The organism is Paenibacillus sp. TC-CSREp1 (genome assembly GCF_050171015.1).
GTDB classification, from domain to species: domain Bacteria; phylum Bacillota; class Bacilli; order Paenibacillales; family Paenibacillaceae; genus Paenibacillus; species Paenibacillus silvae.
Genome location: NZ_JBNOKM010000011.1, coordinates 117,655 through 137,925 on the forward strand (window position 1 = coordinate 117,655; position 20,271 = coordinate 137,925).

Sequence of the window (20,271 nt, forward strand, 5' to 3'; positions counted from 1 at the left end):
GGCTATGTTACATCTGGTATTTTTCACCAATCTCTATTAAAATGAAATTAGCCCTCTCAAAATATGGAGAAGCATACAAAACATCCATGTCTCCTATGCCATATGTTAATCCAGTTGCAGATTGACAGGAAACACTACAATGTATCACAAATGAAGGAGGTATCAGGGGCCATGGTTATGAGTTTGGATTTGAAAAATAAAATAGAAAAGGCCAGGCATAACCTTCATAAGCTGGTAGAGCGCAATAAGGGCGGGCTTGGACATCCTGATGTCATTCGACAGTCAATGGCGCTGGATGAATTAATTAATGAATATAATCGGATATCCCGGACTCAGACGCGAACGTGAAAGCGAATTGGATGGGAAATAAATATAAATAACAATACAGTACTTATCGAAATGTATGGCTTGGGTCGTACAGGATGATTACACCAACAGAAGGGCATGACGACCACCGAAAGGGTTCACCTCGAAGCAAGCACGAGGTGAATCTTGTCGGCGGATCGATCATGCCCTTTTTGTCTATCAGAGAACCAGTTAACAGCGGCTGCCGCCGCCCTGAGATAAGCTGCTTTTTAATAATTAATGAAGCATGCGCTTGGCCTCCAGATATAACACCTGCACGAACTTTTTCGTATTGATGCGTGTTTGGGACAAGGAAGGCTCTACGTTGTTTTGCAGCTCCAGCATCTTTTTGCGAATCTCGGTAAAGTCAAAAAACTTGGATGCGTAGTTCTCGAATTTTGGATGCGTGTAGTCCGTTAACCCGAGTGATACGACGTGGCTGAGTGTTTGGAATATCGCCCTGCGGACCCGCTGCTCCGCAGCCTTCACTTCTTTTGTCACATCGGCCGCCGTTGCATCCTGCCCCAGCTTGCGCTGAGCCACGTTCTGAAAAATGTCTTTGAGCGACGGGAACGTGTACGGTGACAGCTTATGCTCGTCCGTCTCCAGCAGCTCCAGATATTCCAGCATATCGAGCAGATCGCGGCTCCCAGCTTCGCCGATCATGCCCATCTCGGACAGCAGGAAATGACCTGCGGTAGCAATCGTTTTGTCCGGCTCGTGCGCCTGCTTGCGCTCCCCAGACTGCAATCCCGACAGCCCCTGAAGCGTGCGCTGAATGTCAGCGATGGACTGCTGCATCCGCAAGCGTTCCTCCACCAGCCGCAGCACCGAAAGAATCTCCAGCCGGTTAATCGGCTTCGTAATATAATACTCAATGCCAAGAGAGTAGGCCTCCCCAATCATATGTTTAGACTCAATCTGTGAGATCATCACAATCTTGCCCTTGAATTTCCCTGCGAGCGCACGTACGGTTTCAATCCCGTCCTGCTGCGGCATCAGCAGATCAATAAGCAGCACGTCCACCTTATGCAGTTCCAGTAATTCTGCATGCACATGTGCCCCGTCCTCGGCTTCCCCGGCAATATCACCCAATGCTTCATCCTCGATGATGTCCGTCAGCATCGAACGAATCCCTGCATCATCGTCCACGATAAAATAACGCATAAGTTTCAAGTCCTTTCCTTCCATATGGTCTCGTTGATCCCGAGATAAGATGTTATATGGTCACGCGGTATATCCCGCTGTTTTCATCTCATGTTTGATGTTCCATTATGTCGGTTCACGGTTCATCCGATGTATCTCCAGCACGCACGTGAACGCTACTTCTATCATACTTCCTCCCCGCTTTTCTGCATAGAAGCTGACATGTTAGCTTAAATGACAATGACTGGATAAGAGAGGATCGTTTTTGAAAAAAATGTGCAGTAATCATGTAGGTATTTGTCGTTTTCAGTAGATGCAATTGTAGTATAAGTAACATGCATTAGTCTGTTTCCGAAATTGTGCAAAATGTTGCAAATGTTCGGTTATTTTTATCATACATCATCTAAAGGGGCGTACCGATGGAGCAAACAATACAAGATGTTGTCGTCTTTTTCAATGATTTTCTCTGGTCCAAGCTGTTAATTATTCTGTTGGTCGTCTGTGGTGTGTACTTCACGACCAAAACGAGATTTATGCAATTCCGCATGATTGGTGATATGGTCAAAGTGCTCAAAGAACCAAAGAGCAAGGAGCCGGGCAAAATCTCTCCGTTTCAAGCCTTCTGTATCAGTATGGCCGCACGTGTGGGTACGGGAAACATTACGGGCATTGCACTGGCTATAGCACTGGGCGGACCTGGGGCTGTGTTCTGGATGTGGATTATCGCCATGATCGGGTCGGCATCAAGCTTTGTGGAGAGCACGCTCGCTCAAATCTACAAAATCAAGGATAACGGCGGTTTCCGCGGAGGGCCTGCATATTACATGGAACGTGGGCTTGGTAAACGATGGATGGGGGTCATGTTTGCCATTCTGATCACCCTTTCCTTCGGTTTGGTCTTTAACGCTGTGCAGTCCAACACGATTACAGTAGCGTTCCAGAACTCGTTTGGCACAGATCGTCTAACCGTAGGTATCATTATGGCTGTGGTCTTTGCGGGCATTATTATGGGCGGCGTCAAACGGATCGCGAAGGCGTCGGAATATATCGTCGTTGTGCTTGCCGTATTGTACATTGGTGTGGCTGTGTTTATTGTGCTGGTGAATATTACTGAGGTTCCTGCCATCATTGCGCTTATTGTCAAAAATGCCTTCGGCATGGAACAGATGGCTGGCGGTACGCTGGGCGCCGCGCTGATGAACGGAGTCAAACGCGGACTCTTCTCGAATGAGGCCGGTATGGGTAGTGCACCTAATGCCGCGGCGACAGCCGATACCTCTCATCCAGTCAAGCAAGGATTGATTCAGGCTTTTGGTGTCCTGACAGATACCCTGGTTATTTGCACGAGTACAGCCATGATCATTCTGTTATCCGGGGTATATCAAGGCTCCGATCTGGGCGGAATCGAGTTGACTCAGGCTGCGCTCAGTGTTCATATCGGTTCATGGGCTTCCGGCTTCCTGGCTGTGATGGTCTTCCTGTTTGCCTTCAGCACGTTGATCGGCAATTATTACTATGGCGAGACGAATATTGAATTTATTAAATCGAGCAGAGTGTGGCTGTGGGTGTATCGTATTGCCGTTATCAGTATGGTGCTGTTCGGGGCTATTGCGAAGGTGCAGCTGGTTTGGGATCTCGCCGACCTGTTCATGGGACTGATGGTTGTGGTAAACCTGATTGCCATTCTGATGCTCTCCAAAGTAACCTTCGAGGCGCTCAAGGATTACAAGCGGCAGAAGTCCGAGGGACGTGATCCTGTCTTCACTCGTGATCGCATTCATATTCCGGGCGAGATTGAGTGCTGGGAGTCGGAAGAAGCGGTTATGGGGAATAAAAAGCTTGATACGACTGGGTAATTCAAAAATAGACTAATTGCTTCCCATGAGCAAGAATGAAATCGTTAATCATCATTTATTAATAAAACAGGACTTGGCGTACCATTAAACATGGCATTCCAAGTCCTTTTATTATAATGCGCACTATAACGCTCCGGGCTTGATTACTTTTGTACAGAATAGCTGATCAGCTGCTCGGACAGAGCTTTCATGCGTGCGCCTGTATCATTCAGCTTCTCAATGACATCTGTGAACGATGCAACGAGTGAAGCCTGTTCCTGGGAAGAAGCTGCAATCTGGGATACTTCAACGGACATCTGTTGGATGACCTGCTGCACATCCTTCAGGCTGGCATCGATATCTGTCGTTGCTTGTTTTGCATCAACAGAGAGCTTGCGAACTTCGGCTGCAACGACACCAAATCCGGCACCAGCTTCACCGACACGAGCTGCTTCTATTGCAGCATTCAGACCAAGCAGGTTGGTTTGTTCGGAGATTTCACGAATGAAGCCGGCAACCTTGTTAATCTGGGATGAATTCTGTACAGCGACCCGTGTGTTTTCCAGAATCTGCTCGCTGGTTGCCTGTAATTCCTCTGCGTGAGCAGCGACGTGCTGCACCATATTGACAAGATTGGCGTTAATATGCTGATTCTCTTGTATAATCTCCTCAAGATGATTCTGGTTGGACTGGTCATAGGATGCACAGAATACGGCAACCACGTTCTGCTGCTCATCGAAGATCGGAATGTTCAGTGTATCGAGCTCAAGACCAAACACTTCCTTCGGAATTGTGGAGAGCGTGGCTTCTCTTCCATTTTTCAGCACGGCAAAGTTCTGATACGAGTCAATCAGCTTCATTCCTCTTTCGAAGCCGAGATCGAATCGATCGGTTGCCAGAACGTCTAATACTTTTTCGTGATCGTATACGGAAAGGCTTGCCGGCTCCCGGAGAATTTGGCTAATATAAGGCAGAACTTTTAACAAGGCGTCAACAACGTTTATAGAACTCATGGAACGGAATCATCCTCTCAATATTTAAATTTTAAAATAGGAAAATTAAATAGAATCTCTATTGTTCATCGGACAAAAAACAAATATCCTGAATGCCTGATTACAAAATTTTGATATATTTTCAGAATCATTTTCAAACTATTTTCCAAAAGTATCTTGATATTGGATATTTGTTCTAATTGTAACTGTCTTTGTGTCAATTTAAGGATCGATTATGGTTGAATTTATGGGACATATGTCCATTTTTTCGTATCATTGAGATAATGATGGGGGGAGTCTGAATGAAGGAAGTTCTGGACTTTGAGCTAATGCACAAGCTTGCCAGGCAGTACGGATTGGATCAGGTGCTGGATGAGAGCGCAATGACCGAATTGCGTTTGCTGGAGGCAGATAAGGGTGAAACAATATGTGAAAAAGGGGAGCGTCCCGAGCGCCTGTACTTTCTCGTTCAAGGCAAGCTCAAAATTTTTACAACACTGTCGAATGGCAAATCTCTGCTGCTTCGGTTCAGCACCCCGCTTGCTCTTGTCGGTGATCTGGAGCTCGTTAACGGGAGAGAGGCTAACAATACGGTGCAGTCAGTCAATCGTAGTCTGCTGCTTGCCATCAGCTATCGCGTTATTCAGAACACGTACGTGGAGAACCCGAAATTCCTCTATTTTATGCTCAGTCAGGTGACGCATAAGCTGCACACGTTCTCGAATCTGTCGAGCCTGAACATGCTTTACCCTGTTGAGAGCAGGTTCGCCAGTTATTTGCTGTCGATCACGGAGCAGGATGCGGCAGCCTCTGAAGAGATTCAGACCTCCAAACTGACGGAGCTGGCTGATCTGCTGGGCACCAGCTACAGACATCTCAATCGGGTGATTCAGGACCTGTGCGGACGGGACATCATTCGCAAAGTGAGACGAAAGATTGTTATTGAGAACATTGAGGAGCTGCGCGAGATAGCGGGCGGCAATATTTACGAGTAAATGTCTGAGCACACGAAAGAAGGAAACACGGATGCATGAATAAAAGAAACAGCGGGCAAATGAATGAGAGAAGCAACCGGCGCATGAATGAAAGAAGCAACGTGCAAATGAATGAAATGACTGGACATATGAATGAAGGTAACAATGGTCACATAAATGAAGCGACCAAACACATGAACAAATTAGGGCGTGTCTGAAAACTCTGAAGGCGGCAGATTTTGCTGAATTTTTGTTCCAAGCCAGGAAATTTACCGCAGGCGTGCCGGGGCATGTCAAGGGAAAGTGACGCAGCAGGGGGCGAAACGAAAAGGCGGTAAAAGATGCACTTCAGTAGGTTTCAAGACAAGTCCTAAATAGCGCATGCAACAAAGAGCACCCTTTACTGTAAAGGATGCTCCTGTTCTTGTTTTGAGGTATTCTTCTGTAAAACGCTTGAGGATGCGATCGAATCAAAATTCCTTTGCTGTTCGAATCAAATATTTCCTTGCTGCTCGAATAATTGAGCAATCTCAACGATGACCTGTGTTGCTTTCACCATGTTATCTACCGATACGTACTCGAACTTGCCGTGGTAATTTTCACCGCCGGTGAAAATGTTCGGCGTGGGCATGCCCATGTAGGAAAGCTGGGAGCCATCTGTCCCGCCCCGAATCGGGCGAATCACCGGTTCGATATTCAGACGTGTCATCGCCTCATGAGCAATATCCACGATCTGGCGAACCGGTTCGATTTTCTCACGCATGTTGTAATACTGATCATTCAGCTCAACGGTAATACTTTTCTCTCCGTACTTGGCTTTTAGCTGATCTGCGATGTTTAACAGGTTGGTTTTACGCGCTTCAAACTTCTCTCGGTCAAAATCACGAATGATGTAGTGCATCTTGGTCAGTTCGACATCACCTTCCATGGAAAGCAAGTGGTAGAAGCCGTCATAACCGTCTGTGGATTCAGGAGCTTCCTCTACAGGCAGACATCCGTTCAGCTCCATCGCAATTTTAAGCGAGTTCACCATCTTTCCCTTGGCTGTTCCAGGATGCACGTTGGTACCTCGCACCGTAATTTTCGCTGCCGCGGCGTTGAAACTCTCATATTCCAGTTCTCCGAGCGGCCCGCCGTCCACTGTATAGGCATATTTGGCGCCAAAGGCAGCCACATCGAATTTGTGGGGGCCTCGTCCAATCTCTTCATCCGGGGTAAATGCAACACGAATCTTGCCATGTTTCAATTCCGGGTGCTCAATCAGATAAGCCATGGCGGTCATGATCTCGGCAATGCCTGCTTTGTTGTCTGCACCCAGTAGCGTCGTACCATCAGTGGTCATTAAGGTATGGCCCTTGTACTCCCGGAGCTCAGGAAAGTCTTTAGTGGACAAAATGACATCCAGTTCCCGGTTCAGTACGATATCTTCACCGTCATAGTTTTCGATCACCTGAGGCTTCACGTTTTTACCTGTAAAATCGGTGGCGGTGTCGAGATGGGCCAGAAAACCGATGACAGGTACCTCTTGATCTGTATTGGCTGGAAGTGTAGCCATCACATAACCGTTCTCATCCATCGTCACTTCCTGCAGTCCGATGGAGTTGCATTCCTCTACAAGCAGGCGGCCCAAGGCAAGTTGTCCAGGTGTGGACGGGCAGGTGTCACTATTTTCATCGGATTGGGTATCCATCTGCACGTAAGTGCTAAGTCTTTGAATTAATATGTCTTTCAAGAGTAATCGCTCCTCTATGGGTAATATATCTATTGTAACTACTGTAACCATATCATATCACGTTTGGGTCTGATATTTAGAATGGTGTTACGCCTGCGGAATCAGGTGTGCAAGTTTCCAGTGCATAATTGCCTGGTTAAGAGAGGCTCGGTGTGCAATCCATAATTGTATTGTCATGATGTGGCGAGACAAAGATATGAACGGGAGGGCACAAAAAAGTGCGTACTTGAATTTTCTCATCTCAGGTTCATAATAGCTATGAAGAAAGGATGTGTTGATCTGATGCCATTTATTACAGTGAAGGTGCTGGAAGGCAAAACCAAAGAGCAGAAGCGCCAGCTGATTGAACGAATGACCGAGGTTGCTTGTGAGACGCTGGGTGTGGAAGCGAGCAAGGTTTTTATTTTCATAGAGGATCTGGAGAAGGACAACTACGGCAAGAACGGCAAAATGTTCTCTGATCTGGATACAAACTGAGCCAAGGCAAGGTAAAGTGAAATAAAGAATGCATTAGTGAACGAACAGGATGTGCGCGCGTAAACGTTGTTTATACGGTGTGAATGGGAGAATGCGTGCGAGTGTGAATGATGCGAAGGTTGTGAAAGATACGGATGTTGTGAAAAGTGCGAATGATGCAGCGTGGCGAGCGCTAACGATCTGGAGAAGCCTTATTCAGGCGTTTTGTAGCCTTTCAAATTTCTAACGATTCACAGAGACGTTATATAGCTTATTTTGCTGTAATGAAGGCCGTTTTTTAGGTTTTTTGATGAAATAAGCTTTCTGGGAATCGTTAGAATTCGGACAGCCCTAAATGGGGGCAAGTAAGGCTTGTGGGAATCGTTAGAGCTGGAACCGGGTTGTTTAGTGACAAGATCACAAAGCTGAAAATACAGAACATGAACAGGAGTTGTAACTACGATGACAGAGAAGTTATTTTCACCATATCAATTCAAAAATCTGCAGCTGCATAACCGTGTCGTTATGGCGCCGATGTGCCAATATTCTGTTACGGCAAAGGATGGCATCCCGAATGACTGGCATCAGGTTCACTATGTGAGCCGTGCAGTTGGCGGAACAGGACTGATTATCATCGAGATGACGGATGTTGAACCGGATGGACGGATTACGGATCAGGATCTGGGCATATGGTCAGACGATCATATTCCGGCATTCGCCAAGCTGGTAGATGGAATGCACGCACATGGCTCCAAAGTGGCGATCCAGATTGCTCATGCAGGCCGCAAAGCCCAGGATGCTGCGCAGCCAGTTGCTCCATCTGTTGTTACGTTCCCGGGAGAAGCATATAAGGAACCGCGTGCGCTGACAACTGAGGAAGCGGAGGCAATGGTGCAGAAATTCGCAGCTGGTGTCCGCCGGGCTGTTCAGGCTGGCGTGGATGCTATCGAGCTTCATGGTGCACATGGTTATCTGATTCACCAATTTCATTCTCCGCTGATGAATCACCGTGAGGATGTGTACGGACAGGAGCTGTCGCGATTTGGCGTGGATGTCATTCGTGCTGTGAAAAAAGAAATGCCGGCTGACATGCCGCTGATCATGCGCATCTCTGCTGTAGAATATGCTGATGGCGGATATGACATCGATCATACGCTCCAACTCGCCCGTGCCTATCAAGAAGCAGGCGTGGACATGTTCCACATCAGTTCCGGCGGAGAAGGGCCATCCGGTCAGCGTAAACCTGGAAACTACCCGGGGTATCAGGTTCCGTTTGCCCGCCGTTTCCGTGAAGAGCTGCATGTGCCAGTCATTGCTGTCGGCATGCTGGAGGATGCGGCGTTGGCTCAGGCCGTTATCGGTAATGAAGATGCTGACCTGGTTGCTATCGGCCGTGGTATGCTGCGCGACCCGTACTGGGCGAACCATGCTGCGCTTGAACTGGGTGTCAGCAAGGAGCATGCGGCCATTGCCGAGCAGTATTCCCGCGGTTATTAAGTCTGAAAGTGAAAGATGAGGGAATGAGCTTAAATCGAAAGATGAAGGAATGAGCTTAAACCGAAAGGGCTTGAGTTTGGAAAGAAGTTGAATGTGGACTGATGCTGGAAGGACTGAGGCTGGAGAATGCGTCATTTTTCAATCCAGGTAAGGATCGTGTTTGAAGGTGGGGGCTGTTGAATGGTAGGGGCATGTTGGAAGGTGGCGCTTGTGTTCCAATGCGGAGGTTATCTTCGAGATGGAGATCGTGCTCTATTATGATCTCTATGTGAAGAGCATTGATGCATGAACGGATGTAGCCTGTATGGATGAGATGTATAGATGTATAGATTTCTGGATGGATGCATGTGCGGATGGATGTATGCAGGTATGCATGTATAGATAGATAATTGTATTTTTGGATGATGCCACTGATGGATGTGGTGTGAATGGTACAAAGATATGTATTATGTAAATGATATGAATGTTATGAATGATAAATACGGTTTGAATGGTGCGAATGATGGATACAGTGTGAATGATACGTATGATATGTATTATTGTGATTGATATGAGTGAGGGGGAACAGGTGGAGTTGATGTGGTGAGCGCTAACGATCTGGAGAAGCCTTATTTAGGCGTTTTGTAGCCTTTCACATTTCTAACGATTCACAGAGACGTTATTTAGCTTATTTTGCTGCAATGAGGGTCGTTTTTCAGTTTTTTTGACGAAATAAGCTTTCTGGGAATCGTTAGAATTCGGAAAGTCCGAATTGGTGGCAAATAAGGTTCGTGGGGAGCGTTAGAGCAGCAACTAGGCTAATGACTTCCTGCTAGCCAGCTACCTCACTCATTCGTCCCCCCCATCCAATCACCCGCCTACGCAACCAATCACTCATCCAATCAACCAACAAACCAAAACCCATCCAATCAAGCGACCAACCAACCATCAACTAACTAAGGTCTGCCTAACTCTTTTCAAGCTTCTAAAACTTTTTTGTCCCTGAGCCTTTAATTTGGCTGCAGAAGTGTTTTTCGGAAGCATTAGGTAGACTGAACGTTAGTGGTCGGGAGCTGCGATAAGTAGGGTATATGTATGGATTTTAAACGAATAGTTTAAGGGATTAAGGCAAACATAGCTATCTCTTGATTCAGGGTATTATCTATACTCTGTATCAATATTTCAAGCTGCATCTGCACCCTAACCAAACTATCCAATTTAAACCTCAACCAAGCTATCTGACTCTACATCGTATCCCAGCTGTATATCCCTTCATCTAAGTTTGTCGTGATGCCTCATATACCAGCTTCTGATCGGCTTGTGTGGGCAGCTTGCCGGGATTAAAATCAGCGTAGACCTGAATATCTACGAAACCTATTTTTTCGAGAACGAGACGAAGCTCCTCCAATCCATACCACCTTAATGTAAGCTGCTGCAGCTCGGTGTTGGCAAGATTGCCCTGATGCCACTGCTCGTAACGAATCAGTTTAGTCTGGTATTGATGGAGCAGATTAACTTCGGTTGTTTTCACTTCAACGGTTATCGTGTCACCATCGGTCAAAGGTACAGTTGACGTTTCAATAGAAGTGGACTGAGTTACGTCTGGCACAAACAGATCAAAGACTAGCTTGCCTCCCGGTTCTAGATGATCGTACAAGTTCTGAAGAACTTGTATGGAGGCTTCTCGGTCCTGAATAAGCATCAGTGAGCCGCTGGGAATAATGATCATTTCATAGCGATAAGGAAGTTGTAACGTCACCAGATCGGCTGCGAATAACTCAGGCACAGGCAGTCCGCGTTCAGCGCATCGATTACGGCAGGATTGGAGCATAGCTTCTGAATAATCAACACCGTCTACCTTCATACCTGCTTCCAGCAGCGAGATGAGCATACGTCCTGAACCTGACATCGCTTCAAGGATGCGCCCATGACAAGGCTGCAGCAGATTAAGGTAAAACTCAATGTCTCCTCCCAGGGAGTGTCCGACAGGTTTGGTTATGTCGTAAACTTTGGTGCATAGAGGGCCGTAATAACTGAATGACAATGTATAATTCCTCCTAAGATAAAGGTGTGTCTTGAAACCTGCTGAAGTGCATCTTTTACCGCCTTTTCGCCCATACTGTGTCACTTTTCCTTTGACGTGCTCCCGCACGCCTGCGGGAAATTTCTTGGCTTGGAACGAAAATTCGACAAAATCTTACACCTTCAGCGTTTTTGAACATGCCCGGATTGGTGGAACTGCAAATGGAAACGGAATTTACAATTTATTCCTTCAGAAATGGTAGTTGAAAAAGGATCTTTCGGAGCAGACTACCACAGGGATAAAATCCCTTATATGTAAGATAGATTCAGTATAGATTGGGTTTGAGAATAGTGTCAAGGAGGTTAACAAATGGAATCATCAACGGCATTGCCGGATATTAAGGAAGAGCTGTCACTGACAGCATCTGTGGAAAAGGTATGGCCTAAAGTTTCGACTGCCGAAGGGTTGGGGTCATGGTTCATGCCCAGCAATCTGGAGCCGGTCGAAGGTTATGAATTCACGCTGGAAGCGGGGCCGTTCGGGCAATCTCCTTGCGTGGTTGTTGAAGTGCAGCCGCTGCGGAAGCTGGCCTTTCGCTGGGGGAAGGATTGGACGTTAACGTTCGAGCTTGCCGAAAAAGATGGAGGCACCCATTTTACATTGATCCACAGCGGCTGGGATGCCGACAAACTGACTGAATTCGGACAGGCCCATGCCATCATTCGCGAACGGATGGCACAGGGCTGGGCGGGTCTTGTGCAGAAGCTTGCGCAAGTCGTCAGTTAATACGGAGTAGTTAAAAATAGCGTTTGAGGGGAAAATGGTAAGGCGAATGAAGAAGATTCGTAAACTATGAGTAATGAAGATTGGTAAAGTATGAGTGATGAAGGTTCGCGAAGTGTGGGTGAAGAAGATAGAGTTAGAAAGCGTGTATAAGACTCAGTAGGAAAGAGTGTAGAGATGGAGCAATAAACATTGGCGAAGTGCAGAGCGGTATAGATCAGATCTGTGCAATGCAGAAGTAGAGTGGCTTACCAGTTTGGCTCCTCCAATATAAAGCCAATAGGCATTCTGATTCTACGCTCAGGCTGTCTCATCCTGGCCTCAGGCTTCTCTCCGGTTACATCTGACGGGGAGGAGCCTGGAGCTTTTTTTTGGTTATATTGGCTGGTGGCATGTAATGCAGGGAGCAGATATTCGCTTTATTTTGCTAAAAATGGGCTGAAATGATTGGATGAACTATTTGCGTGGACACCAGAAACGTGTAACATGGATTATAGGAATAAATCGACAAAAAATGACTCTTTGTTTGAAGTCAGTCCTTTTCTCTTTCTTAGGATAAGTATGGAAGGAATACATAGATGAAAAAAAACTGGATCGTGCTGACATTAAGCTTCATATTCGTCGTTCTGCTTCCACTGGCCTGGATCGCCCAGACATGGATTAGTGAGCGAAATAAGCCGCAGGTGACTGATGGGCATATGGATCTGCGTCAATGGAATTTCAGCAAGCAAGGGGCTGCTTCGCTTAACGGGACCTGGGATTTCTACCCGAACCAGCTGCTTGGGCCGGAGGATTTTGAAGCGAGTACAGAGGGGGACAGGCCACTGCCTGCTGCAAGGCATGTTCATGTGCCTGCCAAATGGAATACGGCAATGGGACAAGCCCAAGGATATGCAACGTATCATCTGCAGGTACGGCTTCCACCACATCAGCTGAACAATCGCTATGGAATTCGTACACAGAACATACGGATGTCTCATCGCATTTTTATCAATGGTAATCTGATTGGCGGCATGGGTGCGCCCGGTGAAACCCCAAGCGTGGATATTCAGAAGAACTTGCCTTATACAGGCTTTACATCGATTGAGGGGAATACAGCTGACATTATCATACAGGTATCCAACTACAGCTATGCCTCGGGAGGCATTGTTGCATCCGTTCTGTTCGGGGATGAACGTTGTATTCTTGCCAGCCAGCAGAAGGGCTGGGTGAAGGATATGCTGACACTGCTCGGCTTTATATTGCCAGCCATGTTTTTCTTATTGCTGTTCAGGCTGCGGCGTAACGAGCAGGAACTGAAATTTCTGGGACTGTTCTGCCTCTCGGGAGCCGTGTATATCCTCACGCATGGAGAGAAGCTGCTTGCTATGCTTATTCCGCTGCTTACGCATGATGTGATGCTTCGAATTCAACTTCTTAGCGGGGCATTCTCGTACTACTTTTTGCTTCGGTATCTGGCCGCCTTGGTGCCGGGTGCTGTTCATGGGTGGTTTGTGCGTCTGGGCATGTTTCTGCTGATAGCTCAAACCCTTGTAGGTATCGTACTTCCACCTGCACTGTTCTCCACATTTGAACTGCCCATGCTGCTCATCTCATTCACTGTGATGATCTATGCGATTCGAACGATGATTCTCTGGGCGCGTAAACAGACAAACGACAGCCATTATGCACTGGTAGGTATGATGAGCATTATTATGGTGGTTGTGCTGCATACGATTGGAGCGTTTGTATCGTTGGATACCGCTTTTCTTGCATTGCTTGAGCTTTTGTTATTTGTATTGATTCAACTGGTAGTCACTGTGATTCGATTTGCGCAGTCTTTCCGTGAGGTGGAGGCTTTGTCAGAACGATTGCTTGTGATTGATAGCCTCAAGGATGAATTTATGGCCAACACGTCTCATGAGCTGAGGACACCGCTGCACGGCATCATTAATATTGCCGAGTCTATGCTGGAAGGCTCGACCGGAGCTGTGACACCTAGGCAGGCCAGAAATCTGTCGATGATTACTGCAACGGGCAAACGTTTATCACTGCTGGTGAACGATATTCTTGATTTTTCGAAATTGAAAAACAGTGAGATTGAACTAAAACGTGTGCCTGTCGATCTGGAATCCGTTGCGCGATCGGTAGTTGAGGTTTCCGGGTTTACGTTTGGAGACAAACCCATTGTGCTGCATCAGCACTGGCCCGATGCTTTGCCGCTGGTAGAGGCAGATGAGGATCGGCTTCGGCAGATCCTCTATAATCTGCTGGGCAATGCCTACAAGTTTACCGAGCAAGGCGAGATCAGGCTGTATGCTGCCGTTGAAGGCGACAAGGTGAAGATATCTGTTGCGGATACTGGCGTCGGTATTGCACCGGACAGATTGGAGGATATTTTTCAGTCGTATGAGCAGACCAATGGCACGATGGAACGGACCTATGAAGGAACAGGGCTCGGTCTCAGTATAACGAAAAAGCTGGTTGAGCTAAGTGAAGGGGAAATCTGGGTTGATTCGGAGCCAGGCGTTGGGTCAACCTTTCATTTTACTTTACCTATTGTGAAACTGCCGTTATTGCAGGAAGAGAAGAGCCCGGTGCCAGCACGTTACTTGCCAGCCCGGATGAAGAATGAAGCAAGCCCGACTTCAATAGATGTGATGGACAAGCTGGATGCGAACCTCTCCCAGGAACAGACGCAGGAGGGAGAACATACGATTCTCATTGTGGATGATGACCCTGTGAATCGGCATGTGCTGCTTAGTCTGCTGTCCACGGAACGTTACCGGGTACTTGCAGCAGACAGCGGCTTCAAGGCTCTGCAGTTATATGAACAGCATCCTTCCATAGACCTGGTTATCACGGACTGGATGATGCCCAAAATGTCCGGGCCGGAGCTCTGCCGGAAGCTGCGCGAGCACCGGTCTTTGTCCGAGCTGCCGATCCTGATGCTCACTGCTCGCGGATTGCCTGAAGATATCCGCCATGGTTTTCAGGCGGGAGCCAACGACTTTTTGAGCAAGCCGGTCGATGCGGGTGAACTGCGGGCGCGGGTTCGTACATTGATCGCGATGCGCAGCTCTGTGCAGGATGCCATACGAACGGAGATGGCTTTTCTTCAGGCACAGATCAAACCGCATTTTCTCTACAATGCGCTGAATGTCATTATTGCTACCTGTGCCGTTAACCCGGACAAGGCAACCGATCTTCTCATTGAATTGAGCCATTATCTGCGGGGAAGCTTTGACTTTCAGAACAGGGAGCAGCTGGTTCCGCTATACAAAGAGCTGGAACTGGTTCAGTCTTATGTACATCTGGAGCAGGCAAGATTTGAGGACAGGCTTGTCGTCAAATATGATGTGCAGCCCGACATCCGCTTGTTTCTTCCCCCGCTCACCATTCAACCGCTTGTGGAGAATGCAATCCGCCACGGGGTTATGGAAAGGGCGGCCGGAGGAACGGTAAGGCTGCACATTTTCCAAGAGTCCGATGATGTCATTATTCGGGTACAGGATGACGGTGTGGGCATTCCTCCGGAGCGTATGGCTCAGGTCAAGTCAGGTCGAACGGAAGGCCCGGGAGGGGTTGGGCTGCATAATATTAATCGCCGTCTCATGTCGCTCTATGGAACCGCGCTGGAGATTCAGAGCCATGTCGGAAGCGGAACACAAATCCAGTTCCGCGTGCCGTTGAAGCAGGTTCATCATTTTACATGACAACGAAAATTAGAATTTTGGGTAATTATGGTTAACATACGAATAAGCGGATACCGATATAGTCGGTATCCATATGAATTGAATCTCTCATGGCAGGAGGTTAGAGGAACGGTGAGAGCCATTGTTGTAGATGACGAGAAGCCGGCGCAGCTCCACCTGCAGCGTCTGCTTCAGTCGGACGGAAGGATCGATCCTGTGCAATGCTTTTCAACAGCCCGCGAGGCTTTGGATTTTCTGGCCCATCATCGTGTGGATGTGGTGTTTCTGGATATTGGCATGCCGGAGATGAATGGACTGGAAGCAGCTGAATACATCCAGCAGCTGGATCAGAGCATTCGGGTCATATTTGTAACCGCTTATGCAGATCATGCTGTGGAGGCATTTGAGCTGCAGGCTCTGGATTATATATTAAAGCCGGTCAGTCCAACCAGATTAACCAAGACAATTGACCGCATGGCAGGTGTCATGTCCTTTTACAATCAAGCTGCCGCCACGGCAGAAGTGCAGGAATCGGAGCCTGATGAGGAGGAGCTGGATTTGAAGGCGCCGGGGCTGTTAACCTTTAAACATCTGGATATTTTCAGAAGTCTGGAGCAGAGTGCGGAGAAACACAAGTGGCGTACAACCAAATCACAGGAACTGTTTGCTTTTCTGTTTCATCATCGCGGGGAGTGGGTAAGCAAGGAGATTCTGCTTGATAAGCTCTGGGCAGATTTATCTCAGGATAAAGGGCTCACGCTGCTGCACACGTCTGTATATCAGATTCGCAAATTATTGAAGGAATGGGGCATGACAGGCAAGCTGGAGTACAACATGAACCGTTATCGTCTAATAACAGGCAATCTGGTGAGCGATGTTGAACAGTTTGAGCAGGCGATGTCTTATGCTGCCATCACTTCGGCCAATGTGCAGGAACTGAGACAGATTGTCTTGCTCTATCGTGGTGATTATCTGGAAGAGCATGATTATGATTGGTCCAGGGCCAAGAGCAGGGAGCTCCGGCGAAAATATACGGGACTTGTCATGGATATTGCCCGATGGGATATGATGCAGGGACGTGGCGGGCAGGCGATTGAGCTGCTGATAGAATTGCAGGAACGTGAGCCATATTCGGAAGAAATCTGCAGACTGATGATGGAAGTGTATGCCTCTATGGATGACCAGCAAGGCATACTGCGTCTCTATCATTCATTTACGCTGGTCCTGAAGGAAGACCTGGGTCATCAGCCAGAGCCTGAAACAAGCAAGTTATATCAAAGTCTGACAAAGCGATAGTGTTCAGGCAGGAGGGGCGTGGCGCGTGAAAATATTTATACACCGTAAAGACCTGCGTACAGATGATCTGAGCGCATTTGATTATTTGCGAGAGCAGGAGGAAGAGAGCCTGCATATGTTGATCTATGATCCATTCCTGCTTCGGCAGGGCCGGGAGAAGGACCACAGCGGTGTGAATTTCCTGCGTCATGCAGCAGCATTGGGTAGAACGTATCAGGAGGCAGGGCGGCAGCTACATGCGGCTTATGGCAAGCCAGCCGAGGTGCTTGAATGGGTGCTGCGCCATATGAAAGGCAAGATCAGCGAGGTCGTGGTTCATCGGGATATGACGCCGTATGCGATAGATCGAGACAGAGAGCTGCGTAAAGTATGTGAATCCTGTGAAATTCCTTTTACTCAGCTGACGGATCATCTGTTAATCGATTTGAAAGCTTTCGCTGAATTTACGGGCAAGTCAGAGCCTTATAAAGTATTTGCTGCGTTTCACAGGCGCTGGCTGGAGTTTATGCATGAATATCCGAATCCGCCATCGTCCGTAACCATTCAAGATGTGAACGTCAGTGACTACCCGCTGGAATGGCCGGATGGAATGAAGGTACCCTCTAATTTGCACCAGGCAGCTTCTGGGGAGCAGGAGGTTCAAGGGGAAGACCCACATATGCTGCTGGATCGTTTTTTGTCCGAACGAGTGGCAGATTACGGGGAACATCGGGATGAATTCGAGGCATATGAGCCGAGTCATCTCAGCTCCTATATTGCAGTGGGGGCAGTATCCATCCGCAAGATGTTTGATGCCGCGCAGCGTGCTGGCGAAGCCGAAGAGTGGATCAGGCAGCTGTGCTTCCGCGATTTTTATTTGTACAGGGCGGTGTATGAGGAGCATTATTTTACGTATGAAAAAAAATACGACCTATCCGCTCTTCACGATACTCATTTTGAGCGCTGGTGCAAAGCGGAGACGGGCATCCCGATTATTGATGCGGCTATGACAGAGCTGAATGAAACCGGGCATATGCCTAATCGGCTTCGTATTCTAACGGCGATGTTTCTGACCAAAAATCTTCAATGCCCCTTCACGCTGGGTGAAGCATATTTCAGACGCAAGCTGAAGGATTATGATAACATTCAGAATCGGGGGAACTGGCTGTGGTGCGCCTCGCTGGGCGAGAATGCTGCGCCCTATTTCCGTGTCAATAATCCCGTCACACAGTCCGAGAAGTATGATGCTCAAGGAGATTACATTCGCAAGTGGCTGCCTGATTTAAAGCATGAGCACAGCAAAGATATTCATCAGCCGAGGAAAGATGCGATCGTTGACCTGAAAACCTCCAGACAAGCCGCTATCGATGTTTATAAACAAATTCTAGCGAGCCGGTAGATGATCTCCTGCTCAGATTTCCTTCCTATGAATTCAAACGATTTTAAACTGTGTGTTTCTTATCCCCCCCGTTTGTTTTTGGTGGGGGATTTTTTGCGATCAATCTAGTTCAACTCGGCTGATTAAATTGTGCATATAATACAGATTTTGTAACTGTTTTGGTATAGAATTAAATCAGCATCCAAGAGAAATAGAACCGACACATTCAACGATGGATATGAAATGGCAGGCTGGCTATGAATATCAAGAAGCAAAGGAAGGATGACGTGCATGGAAAACGTTCAGCAGGAGGAATTGGTCTATAAAAAAGCGGCGGTTGTGATTGGTTTGAAATGGGAGGGGACTTTTGCTGAAGCGGGAGCAGGGGGAATAAGAGCAATACAAACTGAATTCAAACGTCGGATTCATGAAATAAAAAATGTGCTTCACCCGGATGAGTTACTGGGTTTGTCTTATCATATGACAGAGAATGGTTTTATCCATTATGCGGCTGTTGAAGTTAGTGATGCATCCCTGCAGTCAATTCCAGATGGCATGGTTGCGATCGATGTTCCTTCCCAGGCTTATGTGAGGTACAACCATCTCAAAGGACAGTCGGTAGAATCTTCTTATCACCGGATATATTCATGGATTAAAGAGCAGGGATATGCTCTTTCCAACGGGGCGCTTACGCATTATGAAATGTATCCGATGGAACAGGACCCCTACGATCTCGAGCCGGAATTTATAATTTTGGTGCCGGTGAACGAAAAAAAATCGAACTGATTGCAGAAGATCACGGAATCAACCCCAGACCGCGTTACTGCGGTCTTTTTGGCATATACAAGCATGCAAATAATGTGAAATTCACTTGAAAATTTAAAAAATATTAAGAAATTGGACTACACATGTTAAGCAATATGGCTTTTAATAGATAGAGAGCTTAATGGACTACGTCATATTTAACATATTGACGAATACATGAAGGAGATCCTCTTAACATGAATCAAACACTGAAAAGAGAACGAATCCCGGAGTTGAATATTGTAAGGGCCATAGCCATTATCGGAGTACTGTCCGTGCATTCTACATCTTATGCGACGGTCGATATGACCAGTTCAAATTACTATTGGTTGTACAACTTTATTAATATTTTTATGAAATATGGTACGCCGACCTTTATTTTTCTGAGCAGCTTTGTGTTGTTTTATAATTATTACACCCGCCCGTTGGACAAAAAGCTTGTCAGCAATTTTTACAAAAAGCGCTTTGTTTATATTTTGCTGCCGTATTTTCTCTTCTCTATTATTTACTTTGTCGTTCTGCATAACATGTATTATCAGGGTCGACCCTTTAATGAATCGCTGATCAGTTTTATTGAGAAACTGTTTACAGGCAAAGCCTACACACATCTGTATTTTGTGTTTATTAACATGCAGTTTTATCTTATTTTTCCGTTGGTGCTCTGGTTTCTAAAGAAATATCCCTCTGTTGTAAAATGGTCCGTGCCGATCGGGCTGCTCATTCAATGGGCCTTCATCGTAAGTAATAAGTACGGGTTTCAAGTTCCCAACAAGGGCAGCTGGGCCTTCTCTTATTTTTCCTACTTTATGTTAGGAGCATTCATGGGGGTGTATTTCCCGCAGATCAAGCAGTGGTTTGTCGTAAGCAGGGCTAATGCAACCAAAGGTCGAGTTGCTTCATGGATTTTACTATGGGCTGTATGGATTACGGCCGGGCTGGCGCACGTCTATATCTATTATCTGCTCCGGCTGAAGATTGCCACATATAATACGTTATGGTACGAGCTATTATGGAATGTTCATACGTTTGCCTGTGCTCTGGTCATTATCCAGATTGCATACTGGCTCTATCATCATGGTCCTTCATTCATTGTTAAACCGTTGAACCGGCTGGGTACGCTGTCCTTCGGCATCTATCTGATTCATCCGTTTTTCCTGTTATTTTATCGTGAGCATCCACCGCAAACCGGGGTCTCCTGGTTGATTCATCTATGGTATGCCAGCGGATTCGGTATTGCCCTGATCGCTTCGTGGATTGTGGTGGGCCTTGCCGCAAGGTTTTTGCCTTATGCCTGGGTTATCTTTGGCAATCTGCCCAAACCGAAACCACGTCTTGTGCCCCAGCAGAATTCTGGACAAGTGGATATGCATTAGAGGTT

The 20,271-nt window shown here is 47.0% G+C and carries 16 protein-coding genes; 12 read left to right on the top strand and 4 right to left on the bottom strand.

The features are described from left to right. The first annotated feature begins 171 nt into the window (after positions 1-171). Positions 172-348 carry an aspartyl-phosphate phosphatase Spo0E family protein gene (locus ACQSGY_RS18125; RefSeq protein ID WP_184180850.1) on the top strand — a complete coding sequence of 59 codons (177 nt, stop codon included), beginning with the start codon at positions 172-174 and terminating at the stop codon, positions 346-348. A gap of 234 nt (positions 349-582) precedes the next feature. On the opposite strand, the gene ACQSGY_RS18130 is transcribed toward ACQSGY_RS18125, so the two are convergent. Further along, the gene (locus ACQSGY_RS18130) at positions 583-1,512 is read right to left on the bottom strand and encodes a response regulator (RefSeq protein WP_427179804.1); all 930 of its coding nucleotides are present in this window, start codon (positions 1,510-1,512) and stop codon (positions 583-585) included. A gap of 398 nt (positions 1,513-1,910) precedes the next feature. Here ACQSGY_RS18130 and ACQSGY_RS18135 point away from each other — a divergent pair, with 398 nt between their 5' ends. Then, on the top strand, positions 1,911-3,347 hold the full coding sequence (locus ACQSGY_RS18135) for an alanine/glycine:cation symporter family protein (RefSeq protein WP_427179614.1): 1,437 nt from the start codon (positions 1,911-1,913) through the stop codon (positions 3,345-3,347). 143 nt (positions 3,348-3,490) lie between these two features. Here the strand turns inward: ACQSGY_RS18135 and ACQSGY_RS18140 are convergent, their stop codons facing one another. Then, on the bottom strand, positions 3,491-4,330 hold the full coding sequence (locus ACQSGY_RS18140; protein WP_427179806.1) for a methyl-accepting chemotaxis protein: 840 nt from the start codon (positions 4,328-4,330) through the stop codon (positions 3,491-3,493). Positions 4,331-4,620: 290 nt separating this feature from the next. On the opposite strand from ACQSGY_RS18140, the gene ACQSGY_RS18145 reads away from it, so the two are divergent. Next, positions 4,621-5,313 carry a Crp/Fnr family transcriptional regulator gene (locus tag ACQSGY_RS18145; RefSeq protein WP_427179615.1) on the top strand — a complete coding sequence of 231 codons (693 nt, stop codon included), beginning with the start codon at positions 4,621-4,623 and terminating at the stop codon, positions 5,311-5,313. Positions 5,314-5,348: 35 nt separating this feature from the next. Then, entirely contained in the window at positions 5,349-5,510 is a 162-nt protein-coding gene (locus ACQSGY_RS18150; protein WP_427179617.1) for a hypothetical protein, read from the top strand. 275 nt (positions 5,511-5,785) lie between these two features. Here the strand turns inward: ACQSGY_RS18150 and pepT are convergent, their stop codons facing one another. After that, entirely contained in the window at positions 5,786-7,024 is a 1,239-nt protein-coding gene (pepT, locus tag ACQSGY_RS18155; RefSeq protein ID WP_427179619.1) for a peptidase T, read from the bottom strand. 282 nt (positions 7,025-7,306) lie between these two features. On the opposite strand from pepT, the gene ACQSGY_RS18160 reads away from it, so the two are divergent. Both ACQSGY_RS18160 and ACQSGY_RS18165 read left to right on the top strand, forming a co-directional pair. Further along, positions 7,307-7,501, top strand: coding sequence for a 2-hydroxymuconate tautomerase (locus ACQSGY_RS18160; RefSeq protein ID WP_110899102.1), 195 nt, complete (start codon positions 7,307-7,309; stop codon positions 7,499-7,501). A 441-nt stretch (positions 7,502-7,942) separates the two neighbouring features. Further along, a complete protein-coding gene (locus ACQSGY_RS18165; RefSeq protein WP_427179621.1) occupies positions 7,943-8,977 on the top strand; it encodes an NADH:flavin oxidoreductase/NADH oxidase in 1,035 nt (344 codons plus the stop codon). A 1,255-nt stretch (positions 8,978-10,232) separates the two neighbouring features. On the opposite strand, the gene ACQSGY_RS18170 is transcribed toward ACQSGY_RS18165, so the two are convergent. Continuing rightward, positions 10,233-11,000, bottom strand: coding sequence for a class I SAM-dependent methyltransferase (locus tag ACQSGY_RS18170; protein ID WP_427179622.1), 768 nt, complete (start codon positions 10,998-11,000; stop codon positions 10,233-10,235). 348 nt (positions 11,001-11,348) lie between these two features. Here ACQSGY_RS18170 and ACQSGY_RS18175 point away from each other — a divergent pair, with 348 nt between their 5' ends. From ACQSGY_RS18175 to ACQSGY_RS18200, 6 genes are all read left to right on the top strand, one after another. Then, complete coding sequence (locus tag ACQSGY_RS18175) at positions 11,349-11,765, top strand: SRPBCC family protein (RefSeq protein ID WP_111268476.1); 417 nt, start codon at positions 11,349-11,351, stop codon at positions 11,763-11,765. Positions 11,766-12,340: 575 nt separating this feature from the next. After that, entirely contained in the window at positions 12,341-15,457 is a 3,117-nt protein-coding gene (locus ACQSGY_RS18180) for an ATP-binding protein (RefSeq protein ID WP_427179624.1), read from the top strand. Positions 15,458-15,568: 111 nt separating this feature from the next. Continuing rightward, on the top strand, positions 15,569-16,732 hold the full coding sequence (locus ACQSGY_RS18185; protein ID WP_216515220.1) for a response regulator: 1,164 nt from the start codon (positions 15,569-15,571) through the stop codon (positions 16,730-16,732). Positions 16,733-16,757: 25 nt separating this feature from the next. After that, positions 16,758-18,110: a cryptochrome/photolyase family protein gene (locus ACQSGY_RS18190; protein WP_427179626.1), complete on the top strand. Its 1,353-nt coding sequence runs from the start codon at positions 16,758-16,760 to the stop codon at positions 18,108-18,110. A gap of 270 nt (positions 18,111-18,380) precedes the next feature. Further along, positions 18,381-18,875 carry a GyrI-like domain-containing protein gene (locus ACQSGY_RS18195; RefSeq protein ID WP_427179628.1) on the top strand — a complete coding sequence of 165 codons (495 nt, stop codon included), beginning with the start codon at positions 18,381-18,383 and terminating at the stop codon, positions 18,873-18,875. A 215-nt stretch (positions 18,876-19,090) separates the two neighbouring features. Next, positions 19,091-20,266: an acyltransferase gene (locus tag ACQSGY_RS18200; protein ID WP_427179630.1), complete on the top strand. Its 1,176-nt coding sequence runs from the start codon at positions 19,091-19,093 to the stop codon at positions 20,264-20,266. Positions 20,267-20,271 lie beyond the last annotated feature (5 nt).